Source organism: Stutzerimonas stutzeri (genome assembly GCF_009789555.1).
GTDB classification, from domain to species: Bacteria; Pseudomonadota; Gammaproteobacteria; order Pseudomonadales; family Pseudomonadaceae; genus Stutzerimonas; species Stutzerimonas stutzeri_R.
On sequence record NZ_CP046902.1, the window covers coordinates 581,572 to 598,941 of the forward strand.

The following is a 17,370-nucleotide window of genomic DNA, read 5'->3' on the forward strand; positions in this document are numbered from 1 at the left end:
CACCGGCTCCCGATCAGCTATGCGCGGAGGGGGGAGTCTTCACGGTGTCGTCCACCGCCGGGCGCCAGCTCTGTTGGGTCCCCTCGTCCATGGCCTGGCGCATCGCTCGCACGCGCCTTTTCTCGGTGCGACGGCTGATGTACCAGGCGATGAAAGTCGCCAGCGACACCACCAGCAGGATCAGACTCGCCACCGCGTTGATCTCGGGTTTCACACCGAGGCGGACCGCGGAGAAAATTTCCATCGGCAAGGTGGTCGAACCCGGCCCGGAGACAAAGCTGGCCAGCACCAGATCGTCCAGCGACAGGGCGAACGAGAGCATTCCTCCCGCCGCCAGCGAAGGAGCAATCATGGGCATGGTGATCAGGAAGAACACCTTCCAGGGCCGCGCACCGAGGTCCATCGCGGCCTCCTCGATCGACTGGTCGAGTTCGCGTAGCCGCGCCATCACCACCACCGCGACATACGCCGAGCAGAAGGTGGTGTGCGCGATCCAGATCGTCGTGATGCCCCGCTGTGCCGGCCAGCCGATCAACTGCGCCATCGCCACGAACAGCAGCAGCAGCGACAGACCGGTGATCACTTCGGGCATGACCAGCGGTGCCGTGACCAGCCCGCCGAACAGCGTACGACCGCGGAAATTGGGAATCCGCGTCAAGACGAACGCCGCCATGGTGCCCAGCGCTACCGCCGTTACCGCGGTGTAGAGCGCGATCTCCAGGGAGCGCATCACCGCGCCCATCAGTTGGCTGTTATCCAGCAGACCGGCGTACCACTTAAGCGACCAGCCGCCCCACACCGTCACCAGCCGCGACGCGTTGAACGAATAAATGACCAGCAACACCATCGGCAGGTAGATGAACAGCAGCCCGAGCACCAGTATCAGGTTGGAAAAGCTCCAGCGCTTCATAGCTTGCCCTCCAGCGCCTTCGCCTGGTTGCGGTTGAACAGGATGATCGGTACCAGCAGGATTGCCAGCATCACCACCGCCAGCGCGGAAGCCACCGGCCAGTCACGGTTGTTGAAGAACTCCTGCCACAGCACCTTGCCGATCATCAGCGTTTCCGGCCCGCCGAGCAGTTCGGGAATGACGAACTCACCCACGACCGGAATGAACACCAGCATGCAGCCAGCAATGACCCCGTTCTTCGACAGCGGCACGGTAATCTTCCAGAACGCGCTCAGGTTGCTGGCCCCAAGGTCGGAGGCCGCTTCCAGCAGGCTGAGGTCGTGCTTCACCAGGTTGGCGTAGAGCGGCAGGATCATGAACGGCAGGTACGAATAGACAACGCCGATGTACACCGCGAGGTCAGTGTTGAGGATCTGAAGCGGTGCGTCGATCAGGCCCATCCCCTGCAGCACGCCATTGAGGATGCCATTGCTGCTGAGAATGCCCATCCAGGCATAGACGCGAATCAGGATCGCCGTCCACGTCGGCATCATGATCAACAGCAGCAGCACCGTCTGCAAATCCTTGCGCGCACGTGCGATGGCATAGGCCATCGGATAGCCGATCAGCAGGCACAGCAGGGTGCTGAAAAAGGCGATCCGCAGCGACCCGGCATACGCGGCCCAGTAGAGATCGTCCTCGCTGAGAAAGATGTAGTTGCCGAGGTTGATCACCACCTGCAACTGCTGTTCAGCGTAGGCGAAGATGTCGGTATAGGGCGGGATTGCAACGTCCGCCTCGGAGAAACTGATCTTCAGCACGATGGCAAACGGCAGCAGGAAGAACAGCATCAGCCAGAGGAAGGGCACGCCGATGACCAGTCGGCGCCCGGCGTTCAATGGCGAACGCTTCATGCCTGCAGCACCACGCCGCTGTCGTCCCACCAATAGACGAACACCTCTTCCTCCCATGTCGGCAGTTTCACGTGGCGTTCGGCATTGGCCATGAACGCTTGCAGGATGCCGCCGGAGGGTAGCTTGATGTAGTAGACCGAGTGGCCGCCCAGATAGGCGATGTCGTGCACGACGCCCTTGGCCCAGTTGTAGCCGGGCCGCTCCAGCTCGGGCAGCTCAGTGCCGATCAGCAGTTTTTCGGGACGCAGCGCGTAGGTGATCTGCTTGTCCTGGGCGCGAGTGCTGATGCCATGCCCGACGTAAATCGGATTTTCCAGGCCTGGCGAGGCGATGACCGCGTGGTCGCCCATGTCTTCGATCAGCTCGCCGTCGAACAGATTGACGTTGCCGATGAATTCGCAGACCAGGCGGCTCGCCGGGGTCTCGTAGATGTCCATCGGGCTGCCGACCTGAGCGATCCAGCCCAGGTGCATGATTGCGATCCGCTCGGCCATGGTCATGGCTTCTTCCTGGTCGTGGGTGACCATCACGCAGGTCACACCGACTCGCTCGATGATCTGCACCAGTTCCAGCTGCATCTGCGAACGCAGTTTCTTGTCCAGCGCGCCCATGGGCTCGTCGAGCAGCAGCAGCTTCGGTCGTTTGGCCAGCGAACGCGCCAGCGCCACGCGCTGGCGCTGGCCGCCCGAGAGCTGATGCGGCTTGCGCTTGGCGTACTGGGTCATCTGCACCAGACCGAGCATTTCCTTCACGCGCGCCTGCACTTCGTCCTTGGGCAGGCCGTCCTGCTTGAGGCCGAAGGCGATGTTCTGCTCCACGCTCATGTGTGGGAACAGCGCGTAGGACTGAAACATCATGTTGATCGGCCGCTCGTAAGGCGGCATATCGGTGATGTCCTGACCGTCCAGGAAAATACGACCCTCGGTGGGTCGCTCGAACCCTGCGAGCATGCGCAGCAAGGTCGACTTGCCCGAGCCCGAGCCGCCCAGCAACGCGAAGATTTCGCCCTGGTGAATGCTCAACGAGACATCATCGACGGCCACCGTTTCATCGAACTTCTTGGTGACGCGATCGATCTTCAGCAGCACCTGTTTGTTTTGGCTCTCACCGGAGAGGGCCTTTTTGTAGGCGCTGGAGGCTACGGCCATGCGCGAACTCCCGATAGAAAAATGGACCCGGTTTACGCCGGAGAAAACCTGTTGGAACAAGCGCGGCGGATGACGTACGCCATGTGCCGCGCCCGGTATCGCTACTGGCCGGACTTGATCTTGGTCCAGCTGCGCGTCATCAGACGCATGATCTTGGGCGGCAATTCGGCCGACACGTAGAGCCGGTCGAGCACCGCCTGCGGCGGGTAGACGGACTCATCGTTGCGGACCTCCTGATCCATCAGCTCACCCGCCTTGAGATTGGGGTTGGCGTAACCGACGTAGTCGCTCACCGAGGCGATCACGTCGGGCTTGAGCAGGTAATTGATGAAGGTGTGGGCCTCGTCGACATTCTGCGCATCCGCCGGGACGGCCAGCATGTCGAACCACAGGTTGCCGCCTTCCTTGGGAATCGAATAGGCGATGTCGATGCCCTTGCCCGCTTCGTCGGCGCGGGCGGCCGCCTGGAAGACGTCGCCAGAGAACCCGGCGGCAATGCAGATATTGCCATTGGCCAGATCGGAAACATACTTGGAGGAGTGGAAATAGCGGACATAGGGTCGCACTTCCAGCAGTTTGGCCTCGGCCTTGGCGTAGTCGTCCGGGTTTTCGCTGTTGGGGTCCAAGCCCAGGTAATTGAGCATGGCCGGGATCATTTCGTCGGCCGAGTCGAGAAAGGCGATTCCGCAGCCGGCAAGCTTCTTGGCATTTTCCGGCTCGAACAGCACCGCCCAGGAATCGACCTTCTCGATGCCCAGCGCGGAAGTCACCTGCTCGACGTTGTAACCGATGCCGTTGGTGCCCCATAGATAGGGCACGGCATGGGCATTACCCGGGTCGTTCTTTTCGAGTTGCTTGAGCAGCGCCGGGTCCAGGTTGTCCCAGTTCGTCAGTTTGCTGCGATCGAGCTTCTGGAACGCGCCGGCACGGATCTGCTTGCCGAGAAAATGGTTGGAAGGCACCACCACGTCATAGCCGGTGCGGCCGGCGAGCAGCTTGCCTTCCAGGGTCTCGTTGGAATCGAAGACGTCGTAGACAGGCTTGATGCCGGTCTCTTTCTCGAACGCTTCCAGCGTCGTTTCGCCGATGTAGTCCGACCAGTTGTAGATATGTACGGAGGCAGCCTGGGCCGAGGCGGCACCGCTAACGGCAACGGCGACGATAAGCGACTTCAGTGTCGAGCGCATGGAAATGTCCTCTTGTTCAGCCGCCAGAGCCTCAGCGGCGCGAAAGGCGGGCTGTTTATTTGAAAAACCTCTAAAAATCAACCGGAAAGATGCAACTGGCATGCACTCATGCCGGGGCCGTACTTCGCAGGGTGCCCATCAGCCAGAACAACGCGCTCCCGTGCACGCATCCGCACCGCCTGCACATCCGCTGCTGGCCGACTTCATACGCTCCCGGACGACAGGCCCGAGGGCCTGCCGGAACGGCGACCGCGTCAACGGCCGGATTTGATCTTGGTCCAGCTACGCGTCATGGTGCGCTGGGTCTTGGAGTCCAGGTCGGGGAAGGTGTAGAGCTTCTTCAGCACGTCCTGCGACGGGTAGACGCCCGGATCGGTGCGGATCGCTTCGTCGACCAGCGGCGTTGCGGCGGCGTTGCCGTTGGGGAACTGCACGTAGTTGGTGATGGAGGCCATGACATCCGGCTTCATCAGATAGTTGAGGAACACGTGGGCGTTCTCGACGTTCTTCGCATCGGCCGGAACGGCGAGCATGTCGAAGAAAGTACCAGCGCCTTCCTTGGGAATGTTATAGCCCACCGTGACACTGCCGCCCGCTTCTTCGGCGCGCGCCTTGGCCTGATAGATGTCGCCGGAGTAGCCGATGGCGACGCAGACGTTGCCGTTGGCCAGGTCCGAGATGTACTTGGACGAATGGAAGTAGGCCACGTTCGGGCGAATCTGCATGAACAGCTCTTCGGCCTTCTTCAGTTCGTCGGTCTTGCTGCTGTCCGGCTCATAGCCGAGATAATGCAGCGCGGCTGGCAGGATTTCCGTCGGTGAGTCGAGGAAGGAAACGCCACAAGCCTTGAGCTTTTCCATGTTTTCCGGCTTGAAGACCAGATCCCATGAATCGACCGGAGCGTCTTCGCCAAGCGCAGCCTTGACCTTCTCGGGGTTGTAGCCGATCCCGATGGTGCCCCACATGTAGGGAACGGCATACAGGTTGTCGGGGTCGCTCGGCTGCAGGGCCTTGAGCAGGTCCTTGTCGAGGTTTTCCCAGTTCGGCAGTTGGCTCTTGTCGAGCTTCTGGAACACGCCGGCCTTGATCTGCTTGGCCAGGAACGGGTTGGACGGCACGACCACGTCATAACCGGAGCTGCCGGCGAGCAGCTTGGCTTCCAGCACTTCATTGGAGTCGAAGACGTCGTAGACAACCTTGATGCCGGTCTCCTTGGTGAAGTTCTCCAACGTGTCCTCGGCGATGTAGTCGGACCAGTTGTATACGTGCAGCACCTTTTCTTGGGCCTGCGCAGCGCCGGCGGCGGTGCCGGCCAGCGTCATGGCAACGAGTGTCTTGGCAAAGGGTTTCATCCGTGCAGCTCCTGTTTGTTCGTCGTTCGTATCGGGGCTAGGGACTGGAGAAAATGAGTGCCATCTTCACCGCTTCCCGGCAGCTAACTGAGGCTGTGCCGGCATCGACACACCCCTCGGTAAGTCAGGCCAGAGCACGCGCGCAGTCTGGCAAGGTCAGTGTCCGTTTTTCAACCGTCCGCACGCGCTTTGCACGCTCTTTGTTCGCATCGTCCGGACGTCCTCCTGCATCGCCGGGATACATCGCCCGGTCACCCGAGCGCATCCTTTGCGGTGGCATCGAGGCATTGCCGCACCTTGTCGATCAACTCATCGATCTGCGCTTCGTTGATGACCAATGGCGGCGAGATGATCATGGTGTCGCCCACGGCCCGCATCACCAGGCCGTTGCGGAAGCAATGTTCACGACAGAGCATGCCCACGCCGGGATCGGCGAAACGTTCACGGGTCTTCTTGTTCTTGACCAACTCCAGCGCACCCAGCATTCCCACACCACGCGCCTGCCCCACCAGCGAATGCTCGCTCAGCTCCTGCCAGCGAGATTGCAAATAAGGTGCCGTCTTCGTCCTGACCTGCTCGACGACCTTCTCCTCGCGCATGATGCGGATGTTTTCCAGCGCCACCGCGGCCGCCACCGGGTGCCCGGAGTAGGTGAAGCCGTGGTAGAACTCACCGCCTTCGTTGAGCGTATGCACCACTTCGTCGCGCACCACCACGCCCCCCATCGGCAGGTAGCCGGAGGTCAGCCCCTTGGCGATGGGCATCAGGTCCGGCGCGTTGCCGTAGTAGTCGCTGCCGAACCATTCGCCGGTCCGACCGAAGCCACAGATGACCTCATCGGCAACGAAGAGGATGTCGTAACGGGCGAGAATTTCTCGAATCCGCGGCCAGTAGCTGTCCGGAGGGATGATCACTCCGCCGGCCCCCTGGATCGGCTCGGCGATGAACGCGGCGACCCGGTCTTCACCGACCTCGAGAATCTTGCGCTCCAGCTGATCGGCCACGCGAACGCCGAACTCGTCCGGGTCGAGATCGCCCCCTTCCCCAAACCAGTAGGGCTGGTCGATGTGCTCGATCCCCGGGATCGGCCCGTCACCCTGCTCGTGCATCGCTTTCATCCCGCCGAGGCTGGCGCCGGCGACGGTCGAGCCGTGGTAGCCATTCCAGCGGCCAATGACCACCTTCTTCTGCGGCTGGCCCTTGATCGCCCAATAGTGGCGCACCATGCGCAGCACCGTATCGTTGGCCTCCGAGCCAGAGCCGGTGAAGAACACATGATTCATGCCTTGCGGGGCGATCTCGGCAATCGCTCGGGCCAGCGCCAGCGCAGGAGGATGCGCGGTCTGGAAGAACAGGTTGTAGTAGGGCAGTTCGCGCATCTGGCGGGTGGCCGCCTCGACCAGTTCCTCACGGCCATAGCCGAGGTTGACGCACCAGAGGCCGGCCATGGCGTCGAGAATCTTGTGACCTTCGCTGTCCCAGAGGTAGACGCCTTCGCCCCGGGTGATGATGCGCGTGCCCTTGGCGTTGAGTGCTTTGAAGTCGGTGAAGGGCGGCAGATGATGGTCGCGGCTCAGGGCTTGCCACTGAAGGGTTTGCGAATCGCTCATCAATTACCTCCTGGTAAGAATCGTTGGCGCGAAGCGTTAAAGATAGCGAGCGGCTGGCGTCCAGCTGCTTGTCAAACCGACAACATCAGGAACTCGCGCTCCCACGAACTGATGACCCGGTGGTAGTTCTCCTGCTCGGCGCGCTTGACCGCGACGTAACCGGTAATGAATTTGGGACTCAGGTATTTCTCCAATTGACGGCAGTTCTCCATGCGCTCCAGCGCGGCCTCAAGGGTCAACGGCAGGCGCAGGTTGCGGCGTTCGTAGCCGCGGCCCTTCACCGGCTGGCTCGGCGTCAGCTCCTCGACCATACCGATGTAGCCGCACAGGAGGCTTGCGGCGATGGCCAGATACGGATTGGCGTCGGCGCCCGGCAGGCGGTTCTCGACACGGCGGTTCTGCGGGTCGGAATCCGGCACCCGCAAGCCGACGGTGCGGTTTTCCTCGCCCCATTCGACGTTGACCGGGGCCGAGGTGTCGGGCAGGAAGCGGCGGAACGAGTTGACGTTCGGCGCGAACAGCGGAAGCAGCTCGGGGATATATTTCTGCAACCCGCCGACGTGGTACAGGAACAGCTGGCTCATGGTGCCGTCGCTGTTGGAGAAGATGTTGCGGCCCGTCTCGTCGACCACACTCTGATGCAGATGCATGGCGCTGCCCGGCTCGCCGGTCATGGGTTTGGCCATGAAGGTGGCGGCGACGTTGTGCTTGAGCGCCGCCTCGCGCATGGTGCGCTTGAACACCAGAATCTGGTCCGCCAGGTGCAACGCCTCGCCGTGACGGAAATTGATTTCCATCTGCGCGGTGCCTTCCTCATGGATCAGTGTGTCCAGATCCAGCCCCTGCGCCTCGCACCAGTCGTACATGTCTTCGAACAACGGATCGAATTCGTTGGCCGCGTCGATGGAAAACGACTGGCGCCCCGTCTCCTGGCGACCGGAACGACCAATCGGCGGCTGGAACGGCAGGTCCGGGTCCTCGCAGCGCTTGGTCAGGTAGAACTCCATCTCCGGCGCGACGATCGGCTGCCAGCCCTTGTCGGCATACATTTTCAGCACGCGCTTGAGAATGTTACGGGGCGAGATTTCGATGGGGTTGCCCATCTTGTCGTAGGTATCGTGAATCACCTGGGCAGTCGGCTCGATTGCCCAGGGCACCAGGAACACCGCATCGGGGTCGGGCCGACAGAACATGTCGATATCGGCCGGATCGAGCAACTGGTAATAGATGTCATCCTCGACATAATCACCGGTGACGGTTTGCAACAGCACGCTTTCCGGCAGGCGCATGCCCTTCTCGTCAAGGAATTTGTTGGTGGGAGAGATCTTGCCGCGGGCGATGCCGGTCAGGTCGCTGATCAGGCATTCCACCTCGGTGATCTTGCGTTCTTTCAGCCAGCCGGTGAGCTGGTCGAGCTTGCTGGACATATCGACCTCAGGATGATTGAGACAGCGCCGTGCCGCCGGGGCTCAGCGGCGCTCAGCGCGTTCCCGGCAAGCTCGGGCGAAGCCCTGAAACAGCGCCAGGTAATGGGGGTTTTCGTGAACTTTCCACTCCGGATGCCATTGCACGCCGAGCGCGAAGCTTGCCGCCGCCTCGACGGAGAAGGCTTCGATCAGCCCGTCGGGTGCCAGGGCTTCGATGCGCAGCCCCTCGCCCAGGCGCTCGACACCCTGACCGTGCACCGAATTGACCTGGATGTGCGCCGGCAACCCCAGACGCTCCAGCAGCCCTCCGGGCTGTACATGCAACTCGTGGCTGAACCCGTACTGGATGTCGACTGGGTCTTCTGGCCGTTCACGGTGATCGGCGTAGGGTCCGGCCTCGTGCACGTTCTGGTGCAGGCTGCCGCCGAACGCCACGTTCATTTCCTGGAAACCGCGGCAAACACCGAACACCGGAATCCCGGCTTCGACCGCCGCGCGGATCAGCGGCAGCGTCAGCTGGTCGCGAGAAGGATCGTGATGCGTTCCCTCGGCACTGGCGGGACCCCCATAGCGGTGAGGCTCGACATTGGACGGCGAGCCGGTGAACAGCAGCCCGTCTACGCTATCGAGTAGCGCTGCCGGATCGATGAGTTCGCTGAGCGCCGGTATGACCAGCGGCAGACCCGCGATGGCGGCTGCGCGAAGGTACTTGTCCCCGGCGATATGGAAGCTGTGGTGGCCGATCTGCCTGGTACAGGCGCAAACGCCGATCAATGGCATGCGTGACATGGGATACTCGTCTTTCCGGATGGGGCTCATCGGAGAGTAGTCTTGTTCATTTTTATAGACAATAGCCGACCGAGTGACCTTCCGAAAGCGATCGAAGCGTCGATGTTTTTTTTTCGGCATTGCCCCAAAACCGGCCATTACGGGCTTACACGGGGCACTTTGAGGCGCTATTGACAGCGACTTGGCTTTCCGATTGACTCCAAGACATGTTGTCGGATGATTGAAATTTTTAACAATTAAGGTGTTTTCATCATGCTTCCGCCGCCGCGTGCCGTTCAGCTCAATGAAGCGAACGCGTTTCTTAAAGAACACCCGGAGGTCCAGTACATCGACCTGCTGATTGCAGACATGAACGGTGTCGTGCGAGGCAAGCGCATCGAGCGCGCCAGCCTGCACCGGGTGTATGAAAAGGGCATCAACCTCCCCGCCTCACTGTTCGCCCTCGACATCAATGGCATCACGGTGGAAAGCACCGGTCTGGGGATGGACATCGGCGATTCGGACCGGACCTGTTTTCCGATTCCCAATACGCTGAGCAACGAACCCTGGCAAAAGCGCCCTACCGCACAGTTGCTCATGACGATGCACGAGCGCGACGGCTCGCCGTTCTTCGCTGATCCTCGTGAGGTGCTGCGCCAGGTGGTGAGCAAGTTCGACGAACTGGGACTGACCATCTGCGCCGCCTTCGAACTCGAGTTCTACCTGATCGATCAGGAGAACGTGAACGGCCGCCCGCAACCGCCGCGCTCGCCGATTTCGGGCAAGCGGCCGCACTCCACCCAGGTCTATCTGATCGATGACCTCGACGAATATGTCGACTGTCTGCAGGACGTCCTCGAGGGCGCCAAGGAACAGGGCATTCCCGCCGATGCCATCGTCAAGGAAAGCGCCCCGGCGCAATTCGAGGTCAACCTCCACCACGTCGCCGACCCGATCAAGGCCTGCGACTACGCGGTACTGCTCAAACGGCTGATCAAGAACATCGCGTACGACCACGAAATGGACACCACCTTCATGGCCAAGCCTTATCCGGGCCAGGCCGGCAATGGGTTGCACGTGCACATTTCGCTGCTGGACAAGAGCGGTAACAATATCTTCGCCACCGACAATCCGCTGGAAAGCGAAACGCTGCGTCATGCCATCGGCGGCATTCAGCAGACCATGGCCGCCTCGATGGCGTTTCTCTGCCCCAACGTCAACTCTTACCGCCGTTTCGGTGCGCAGTTCTACGTACCGAACGCGCCCTGCTGGGGCCTGGACAACCGCACCGTCGCACTGCGGGTCCCGACCGACAGCCCGGACGCCGTGCGCATCGAGCACCGCGTCGCGGGGGCCGATGCCAATCCCTACCTGCTGCTGGCCAGCGTCCTTGCCGGCATCCATCACGGCCTGACCAACAAGATCGCACCGGACGAGCCGATCGAGGGTAATTCCTACGAGCAGGTCGAACCGAGCCTGCCATCCAACCTGCGCGACGCCCTGCGCGAGCTGGATGACAGCGAAATCATGGCCCGCTACATCAGCCCGCAATACATCGATATCTTCGTGGCCTGCAAGGAAAGCGAACTGGAGGAGTTCGAGCATTCCATTTCCGATCTGGAATACAACTGGTACCTGCACACCGTCTGATCGCCCCTCGGTAGGATGGCCCGGACGCACCTGACCGCACACGCCCCAGACAGGGCGGGCGCGGTCGATGCCATCCGAATGCCGATTGCAACGGGACCTTCATGTGGCTTCCAATAGCCACCATGAAAACACCCGACCGTTCCCCTCGTCCCGCGACCAGCCGCAAGCCCCGCGCCAGCAGTCAGGCCCGTATCGCTCAGATTCTTGCCGCCGCGCGCGAACGGCTGGCCGAGCAGGGCGTGGCCGGGCTTTCGATCTACAGCGTCGCTGAGCACGCTGGGATTCCGCCCTCCTCGGTCTATCACTTCTTTGCCAGCGTCCCGGCGCTGCTCACTGCGCTCACCGCCGACGTGCATGCCGCCTTTCGCGCCAGCCTCGAGCAACCCGTCGACCATCAGGCACTGGGCAACTGGCGTGATCTGTCCCGACTGATCGAGGGACGGATGCTGGCGATCTATGACAACGACGCCGCCGCCCGACAGCTGATTCTCACCCAGCACGGCCTGACCGAGGTTACCCAGGCCGATCGCCAGCACGACATCGAACTCGGCGAACTGATGCGGGTCCTTTTTGTACGCCACTTCGAGCTGCCGCCACTGCCCGACGACATCGGCGTGTTCGCCCTCGCGCTGGAGCTAGGCGACCGGGTTTACGCGCGCTCCGTGCACCAGCACGGTTGCATTACCCAGCGGATGGCAGAGGAAGGGATGCGGGTGTTCGATGCGTACCTGGGGCTGTACCTGCCGCCATTCCTGCCCAAACGCGTCCAGCCAGGCGACTGACGGATACTTATCGGCAAGCCAGTCGTCAGGTCTGCCATGACGCACAAAATAATGCTTCAAATCCGGATAAGTATCGAATAGATTTCGCAGCACCCGTGGCCGGGTTCACTTACGCCAGCATTCGCGAGGTTTTCAATGTCCCGCACCGTTACCGTCGCCGCTACCCAGATGGCTTGCTCCTGGGATCGTCAGGCCAACATCGCCAACGCCGAGAAGCTGGTCCGTGAAGCGGCCGCCAAGGGCGCGCAGGTGATCCTGATCCAGGAGCTGTTCGAGACGCCCTATTTCTGCCAGAAGCCGAACCCGCAATACCTGCAATTGGCCACGACGGTCGAGCAGAACCCCGCGATCCAGCACTTCCAGAAGGTGGCGGCCGAATTGCAGGTGGTGCTGCCGATCAGCTTCTTCGAGGTTGCCGGCCGCGCGCGCTTCAATTCCATCGCGATCATCGATGCCGACGGCAAGGTGCTGGGTGTCTATCGCAAGAGCCACATTCCGGACGGCCCCGGCTACCACGAGAAGTATTACTTCAATCCGGGCGATACCGGCTTCAAGGTCTGGAATACCCGCTACGCCAGGATCGGCGTGGCGATCTGCTGGGACCAGTGGTTCCCGGAAACCGCGCGCAGCATGGCGCTGATGGGTGCCGAGCTGTTGTTCTACCCGACCGCGATCGGCAGCGAGCCGCATGATCCGAACATCACTTCGCGCGACCATTGGCAGCGCGTGCAGCAGGGTCACGCCGGTGCGAACCTGATGCCGCTGATCGCCAGCAACCGCATCGGCACCGAGGAGCAGGACGGCTACGACATTACCTTCTACGGTTCGTCCTTCATTGCCGACCAGTTTGGCGCCAAGGTCGAGGAGCTGGACGAGACCAGCGAAGGCGTCCTGGTGCACGCGTTCGATCTCGACCAGCTGGAGCATATCCGCAGCGCCTGGGGCGTGTTCCGTGATCGTCGACCGAACCTGTACGGCCCGATCAAGACGCTCGACGGATCGCTGGAGTCCTGACCCGACCCTTGATCGGCAAAGGGTGCAGCCGTACGCCTCGTTGCGGCTGAATCCGTCGCGCTGTGGTCAGATAATCTGCCGCTGATGGCGCGATCGCATCCGGACCTCGACAACTGCTGCCTTTTCCCAGGTAATACGATGACCACCCTGACCACGACCCCGCGTGCCGACGATTACCACATGCCCGCCGAATGGGCGCCGCACAGCCAGACCTGGATGGTCTGGCCTCAGCGTCCGGACAACTGGCGCGACCAGGGCACGCCGGCACAAGCGGCCTTTACCGCAGTGGCCAAGGCCATCGCGCGCTTCGAGCCGGTCACGGTCTGCGCGACCGCCGAGCAATACGTGGCCGCTCGCGAGCAGCTCGACGACCCACGCATTCGTTTGGTGGAAATGAGCAGCGACGACGCCTGGGTGCGTGACACCGGCCCGACCTTCGTGATCAACGGCAAGGGCGGGCTACGGGGCGTCGATTGGACGTTCAACGCCTGGGGCGGGCTCGATGGCGGACTGTACGAAGACTGGCAGCGCGACGACGAGGTGGCACGCAAGATTCTCGAAATCGAACGCTGCGACCGCTACCGCACCGAGGGCTTCGTGCTCGAGGGCGGTTCGATTCACGTCGATGGCGAAGGCACCTTGATCACTACCGAGCAATGCCTGCTCAATCGCAATCGCAACCCGCATCTGACGCGCGAGGCAATCGAAGCGGTACTGTCCGACTACCTGGCGATCGATAAGGTCATCTGGCTGCCGCTCGGCCTGTACAACGACGAAACCGACGGGCATGTGGACAACTTCTGTTGCTTTGTCCGCCCCGGCGAGGTGCTGCTGGCCTGGACCGACGACCCGGACAACCCCAATTACGAGGCATGCCAGGCCGCCATGCGCGTGCTTGAACAGGCGCGTGATGCCTGGGACCGCCCGCTGCGGGTACACAAGATGCCGATTCCGGGCCCACTGCACGCCAGCGAAGCGGAATGCGCCGGTGTCGTGCCGCTGATAGGCAGCCAGCCGCGTGACCCCTCGATTCGCCTGGCCGGCAGCTACGTGAATTTTTTGATCGTCAACGACGGCATCATCGCGCCGTCCTTCGATGACCCGCTCGATGCCGAAGCCGAGCGCATTCTGGCGCAGCTCTTCCCGGACCATCAGGTGGTGATGGTGCCTGGCCGTGAAATCCTGCTCGGCGGCGGCAATATCCATTGCATCACCCAGCAGCAGCCGCTACCGGCTCAGCGCCAGGGCGCGAACCCGCAAAGAACGCGAGCGTGACGCAGCTGCCGTTGCCGGACATTGTCCGCCAGCGGCTGCGGCGCGCCGCTCGATCCATCGCCAGAATGGCTGCTAGCTGACGATCACCTGATTCTTGCCCAGGCGCTTGGCGGTATACATGGCGGCGTCGGCACGAGCGAAGAGCGCACTGAGGTCAGGATCGCTGGCCCGCAGGTAGGTCACCCCAAGGCTGATGGTGACGCCGAAGCGCTGGCCGTCCGGGCTGGTAAAGACCAGCCGCTGGATCTCGCGCTGGAGGCGGTCGGCGATCTGTTCGGCCAGGTCGGGCTGACAACCGGGCAGCAGCAAGGCGAACTCTTCGCCTCCGATGCGACCGAACAGATCCCCCCGGCGCAGCACGGACGAACCGCAATGCGCGACGCGTTGCAACACCTGATCGCCCACCTGGTGGCCATGGGTGTCGTTGATCCGCTTGAAGTCATCGATGTCCAGCAACTGAAACGCCAGCGGGCTGGCGTATTGCCGAGCACGGTCGAACTCGCGCTGGGCGCATTCGAAGAAGTATCGGCGGTTGCTGCTCTGGGTCAGCACGTCGATGGTGGCCAGACGCTGCAATTCGCCTTCGAGCTGCTTTTTCTCCGTGATGTCCTCGGCGATCCCGACGATGATCGGCCCCCGCGAACTGTCCGCGTTGCGGGCGATGAAACATTTGTCGCTGAGCCAACGCAACTGCCCATCCGCGCGGATGATGCGGTACTCGCGCGCTTCGATGGCGCCCTTGTCGAGCACCTCGAGCATGCTCTGCTGGGCGTAAGCGAGGTCGTCCGGATAGATGCTGTTGCGCCATTCGCCGAAATCGGCCAGCAACAACGCGGCCGAGCGACCGAACACCTGCTCGTAGGCCGGGCTGACATAGATCATCTGCTGGGCCTGCCAATCGAAGGCCCACAGCACCGCATTGACAGCCCCCATCAGGGTGCTGAACAGCTGCTCTCGTTCGCTCAGACGCTCGACTTCGGCGCGAGCGTGCAGCAGTGCCAACAGGGTTTGCGCCTCGGTCGGGGGAACGATGCCACCCCCCGATTCGCTTCGCTGGTTCACGGAATTCATACCTGCGTTTCCAAATGGCGCCAGGCACCAGCGGAAACCCGCAGGGGCAGCTGTCGCGTAAGCACCAGAATGCCAATCAGAGAGTGCCGATCGAGCAAAGTTCCAGACGCCTCGCCCGGCGTCGGGCGCGTTGATCGAATATCAGGCAAGCGCGACCGCAGGCTGCAGCGAATAGGTTCGCAGGTGCTCGGCGAACTCGCGTAGCGACTGGATCCCGCTGGCTTCGGCGTCCTGCACCCACTGCTTGATCGCCGCGAGCATCTCGTGCCCGTTGGCGCTGGTTCGGGTCCAGATCTGCTGCAAGGCCAGGCGCTGTTCGTAAATCACTCGCAACGACTGGCTCTGCTCCAGGATCGCCGCGATGCGGGCCTGCTGCTCGTGCTGTAACAAGCTCGGCTCGCGGGACAACAGTCGCTTGGCCCGGCGGAATTGATGGCGCATCGACGCATCGGCGCGTTCGAGTTCCAGGCGCACCAGCGGCTTGATAACCAATCTGCGGTACTGCGCCATGATCTGGAAGCGGTTGTTGAGAATCGCCATGGCGCTGTCCATGTCCAATTGGTGCTTGGGCTTGACGCGATGGGCGATGGGCGCGGTGCGGTTTACCTTGGCCAGGCCGAACAGGCTGAACAGCTTGATCCAGGCCCACCCCATGTCGAACTCCCAGGCGCGAACCGACAGCTTGGCCGAGTTCGGGTAGGTATGGTGATTGTTGTGCAGTTCTTCACCGCCGATGAGGATGCCCCAGGGCACCAGGTTGGTCGCCGCGTCGCGGCATTCGAAATTGCGATAGCCAACCGCATGCCCCAGCCCGTTGACCACCCCGGCGGCCCAGAGCGGTATCCAGATCATCTGCACCGCCCAGACGGTAAGGCCGATCACGCCGAACAACGCGAGGTCGAGGCCAAGCATCAGCACGATGCCTAGGTTGGGGAAGCGCGAGTACAGGTTGCGCTCGATCCAGTCATCCGGGCAGTTCTTGCCGTAGATGCGAAGCGTTTCTTCGTTCTTGGCCTCTTCCATGTACAGCTCGGCGCCACGGCGCAGCACCGTGCCCAGCCCCTTTTGCACCGGGCTGTGAGGGTCGTCCGGCGTTTCGCATTTGGCGTGGTGCTTGCGGTGGATGGCCGTCCATTCGCGGGTATTCATCGCCGTGGTCAGCCACAGCCAGAACCGAAAGAAATGCTTGAGCCCGGCGTTCAGTTCGAGCGAGCGATGCGCGGAATAACGGTGAAGGTAGACGGTGACGGCGACAATCGTCACGTGAGTCAGAAGCAGGGTGGCCGCGACCACTTCCCAGCTTGAGAGGTCGAGAAAACCGTTGTACCACATAGTGTTGCAGCCTCGCAGTGAAGATAACCATGGGCCGGCATCCGCCGACGCCCGACCATTATCTGCCTATGGCGGCGCTTTGCCGCACCCGCCCGTCGCGCAGGCCCGTATTTTCAATGCCGCCTGTGACCGTTTGGCGGCCATCGAACGCTGCCGATGCGACACGCCATACGCCGCGCCCAGGGGCCAGGTATGTGCGACGGGCTCTAATACGCGCGTTGTAGCCGCCGGGCGCGTGGGGATCGCGGCGGTCTCCGATTCGCGGTCAGGGTCCGGCGAGGTGCGCGCGCGGCACGCCAGGAAATTCTCGCCTGGAGGTGAAGTCGAACCCTGAGCGGCCAGTCGTCGATGTCCGAGCGTCACGCCGCGCTACCCGGCGCCAAGGGTCGGTGCTGTAGCAGCCGTTTCGTCAGGATTTGCGGGCGCCTCCAGCGGCCAGGCTATTTTTCGCGAGCGATGTGCCAGCAAGCCAACAAGCTGGCAAACTGCTTGTTTCGGACGCTCGAGAAACAGTTGTCGGAGGTCTTGCATGACCGAGCTGAAACGGATTCTGCACGTCGAGGACGACCCGTCCATCCAGGCCGTCGTCAAGGTCGCACTGGAGGCCATCGGCGGTTATCAAGTGCTGTCCTGCTCCTCCGGGCGGCAGGCGCTGGAAGAGGTCGAGCGGTTCGTGCCGCACTTCATTCTGCTCGATGTGATGATGCCCGGCATGGGCGGCACCGAGACCCTCACCAGGCTCGGCGAGCGGGTTGATCTGGCCCAGGTGCCGGTGGTTTTCATGACCGCCAAGGTCCAGCCGGGCGAGATAGAGCATCTACGCAAACTCGGTGCACGCGACGTGATCGTCAAGCCTTTCGATCCGATGCGCCTGGCCAGCCAGATACAGGCCATCTGGGACGCCGGCGGCGCCTAGCCGCCGCCCAGCCCTCAACCCAGCGAGACAGGAAC

At 62.2% G+C, this 17,370-nt stretch carries 15 protein-coding genes; 5 read left to right on the forward strand and 10 right to left on the reverse strand.

All coding sequences use genetic code 11. The annotated features are described in order from the left end of the window. Positions 1-13 precede the first annotated feature (13 nt). The 8 genes from GQA94_RS02610 to GQA94_RS02645 form a co-directional block, all read right to left on the reverse strand. Entirely contained in the window at positions 14-910 is an 897-nt protein-coding gene (locus GQA94_RS02610; protein ID WP_158186608.1) for an ABC transporter permease subunit, read from the reverse strand. Beyond that, positions 907-1,803, reverse strand: a complete 897-nt coding sequence (locus GQA94_RS02615; RefSeq protein WP_158186609.1) for an ABC transporter permease subunit — start codon at positions 1,801-1,803, stop codon at positions 907-909. The genes GQA94_RS02610 and GQA94_RS02615 overlap by 4 nt, the downstream gene beginning before the upstream one ends. Then, positions 1,800-2,951 carry a polyamine ABC transporter ATP-binding protein gene (potA, locus tag GQA94_RS02620; protein WP_158186610.1) on the reverse strand — a complete coding sequence of 384 codons (1,152 nt, stop codon included), beginning with the start codon at positions 2,949-2,951 and terminating at the stop codon, positions 1,800-1,802. The genes GQA94_RS02615 and potA overlap by 4 nt, the downstream gene beginning before the upstream one ends. Positions 2,952-3,052: 101 nt before the next feature. After that, entirely contained in the window at positions 3,053-4,138 is a 1,086-nt protein-coding gene (locus GQA94_RS02625) for a polyamine ABC transporter substrate-binding protein (RefSeq protein WP_158186611.1), read from the reverse strand. A gap of 254 nt (positions 4,139-4,392) precedes the next feature. Beyond that, complete coding sequence (locus GQA94_RS02630; RefSeq protein ID WP_158186612.1) at positions 4,393-5,490, reverse strand: polyamine ABC transporter substrate-binding protein; 1,098 nt, start codon at positions 5,488-5,490, stop codon at positions 4,393-4,395. Between the two features lie 251 nt (positions 5,491-5,741). Continuing rightward, positions 5,742-7,100 carry an aspartate aminotransferase family protein gene (locus tag GQA94_RS02635; RefSeq protein ID WP_158186613.1) on the reverse strand — a complete coding sequence of 453 codons (1,359 nt, stop codon included), beginning with the start codon at positions 7,098-7,100 and terminating at the stop codon, positions 5,742-5,744. Positions 7,101-7,171: 71 nt separating this feature from the next. Further along, complete coding sequence (locus GQA94_RS02640) at positions 7,172-8,527, reverse strand: glutamine synthetase family protein (RefSeq protein ID WP_158186614.1); 1,356 nt, start codon at positions 8,525-8,527, stop codon at positions 7,172-7,174. 42 nt (positions 8,528-8,569) lie between these two features. Beyond that, positions 8,570-9,316, reverse strand: a complete 747-nt coding sequence (locus GQA94_RS02645; protein WP_158186615.1) for a gamma-glutamyl-gamma-aminobutyrate hydrolase family protein — start codon at positions 9,314-9,316, stop codon at positions 8,570-8,572. A gap of 252 nt (positions 9,317-9,568) precedes the next feature. Between GQA94_RS02645 and GQA94_RS02650 the strand changes: the two genes are divergently transcribed. The 4 genes from GQA94_RS02650 (at position 9,569) to aguA (ending at position 14,016) form a co-directional block, all read left to right on the forward strand. Beyond that, on the forward strand, positions 9,569-10,945 hold the full coding sequence (locus tag GQA94_RS02650) for a glutamine synthetase family protein (RefSeq protein WP_158186616.1): 1,377 nt from the start codon (positions 9,569-9,571) through the stop codon (positions 10,943-10,945). 101 nt (positions 10,946-11,046) lie between these two features. Continuing rightward, positions 11,047-11,727, forward strand: a complete 681-nt coding sequence (locus GQA94_RS02655) for a TetR/AcrR family transcriptional regulator (RefSeq protein ID WP_233270210.1) — start codon at positions 11,047-11,049, stop codon at positions 11,725-11,727. Between the two features lie 135 nt (positions 11,728-11,862). Beyond that, positions 11,863-12,741: an N-carbamoylputrescine amidase gene (gene aguB / locus GQA94_RS02660; RefSeq protein WP_158186617.1), complete on the forward strand. Its 879-nt coding sequence runs from the start codon at positions 11,863-11,865 to the stop codon at positions 12,739-12,741. A 138-nt stretch (positions 12,742-12,879) separates the two neighbouring features. Then, positions 12,880-14,016: an agmatine deiminase gene (gene aguA, locus GQA94_RS02665; RefSeq protein WP_158186618.1), complete on the forward strand. Its 1,137-nt coding sequence runs from the start codon at positions 12,880-12,882 to the stop codon at positions 14,014-14,016. Positions 14,017-14,088: 72 nt separating this feature from the next. Here the strand turns inward: aguA and GQA94_RS02670 are convergent, their stop codons facing one another. Both GQA94_RS02670 and desA read right to left on the reverse strand, forming a co-directional pair. After that, complete coding sequence (locus tag GQA94_RS02670) at positions 14,089-15,087, reverse strand: GGDEF domain-containing protein (protein ID WP_158186619.1); 999 nt, start codon at positions 15,085-15,087, stop codon at positions 14,089-14,091. A 141-nt stretch (positions 15,088-15,228) separates the two neighbouring features. Continuing rightward, positions 15,229-16,419 (reverse strand): delta-9 fatty acid desaturase DesA, encoded by a 1,191-nt coding sequence (desA, locus tag GQA94_RS02675; protein WP_158186620.1) that lies wholly within the window; start codon positions 16,417-16,419, stop codon positions 15,229-15,231. Between the two features lie 529 nt (positions 16,420-16,948). Between desA and GQA94_RS02680 the strand changes: the two genes are divergently transcribed. Further along, positions 16,949-17,335: a response regulator gene (locus tag GQA94_RS02680; RefSeq protein WP_158186621.1), complete on the forward strand. Its 387-nt coding sequence runs from the start codon at positions 16,949-16,951 to the stop codon at positions 17,333-17,335. The last annotated feature ends 35 nt before the right edge of the window (positions 17,336-17,370 follow it).

Coding starts and splice junctions, on each gene's coding strand:
- GQA94_RS02610 (WP_158186608.1), bottom strand. CDS start 910: ATGAAGCGCTGGAGCTTTTCCAACCTGATACTGGTGCTCGGGCTGCTG.
- GQA94_RS02630 (WP_158186612.1), bottom strand. CDS start 5,490: ATGAAACCCTTTGCCAAGACACTCGTTGCCATGACGCTGGCCGGCACC.
- GQA94_RS02640 (WP_158186614.1), bottom strand. CDS start 8,527: ATGTCCAGCAAGCTCGACCAGCTCACCGGCTGGCTGAAAGAACGCAAG.
- desA (WP_158186620.1), bottom strand. CDS start 16,419: ATGTGGTACAACGGTTTTCTCGACCTCTCAAGCTGGGAAGTGGTCGCG.
- GQA94_RS02635 (WP_158186613.1), bottom strand. CDS start 7,100: ATGAGCGATTCGCAAACCCTTCAGTGGCAAGCCCTGAGCCGCGACCAT.
- GQA94_RS02655 (WP_233270210.1), top strand. CDS start 11,047: ATGTGGCTTCCAATAGCCACCATGAAAACACCCGACCGTTCCCCTCGT.
- GQA94_RS02650 (WP_158186616.1), top strand. CDS start 9,569: ATGCTTCCGCCGCCGCGTGCCGTTCAGCTCAATGAAGCGAACGCGTTT.
- GQA94_RS02625 (WP_158186611.1), bottom strand. CDS start 4,138: ATGCGCTCGACACTGAAGTCGCTTATCGTCGCCGTTGCCGTTAGCGGT.
- GQA94_RS02645 (WP_158186615.1), bottom strand. CDS start 9,316: ATGTCACGCATGCCATTGATCGGCGTTTGCGCCTGTACCAGGCAGATC.
- potA (WP_158186610.1), bottom strand. CDS start 2,951: ATGGCCGTAGCCTCCAGCGCCTACAAAAAGGCCCTCTCCGGTGAGAGC.
- GQA94_RS02615 (WP_158186609.1), bottom strand. CDS start 1,803: ATGAAGCGTTCGCCATTGAACGCCGGGCGCCGACTGGTCATCGGCGTG.
- GQA94_RS02670 (WP_158186619.1), bottom strand. CDS start 15,087: ATGAATTCCGTGAACCAGCGAAGCGAATCGGGGGGTGGCATCGTTCCC.
- aguA (WP_158186618.1), top strand. CDS start 12,880: ATGACCACCCTGACCACGACCCCGCGTGCCGACGATTACCACATGCCC.
- GQA94_RS02680 (WP_158186621.1), top strand. CDS start 16,949: ATGACCGAGCTGAAACGGATTCTGCACGTCGAGGACGACCCGTCCATC.
- aguB (WP_158186617.1), top strand. CDS start 11,863: ATGTCCCGCACCGTTACCGTCGCCGCTACCCAGATGGCTTGCTCCTGG.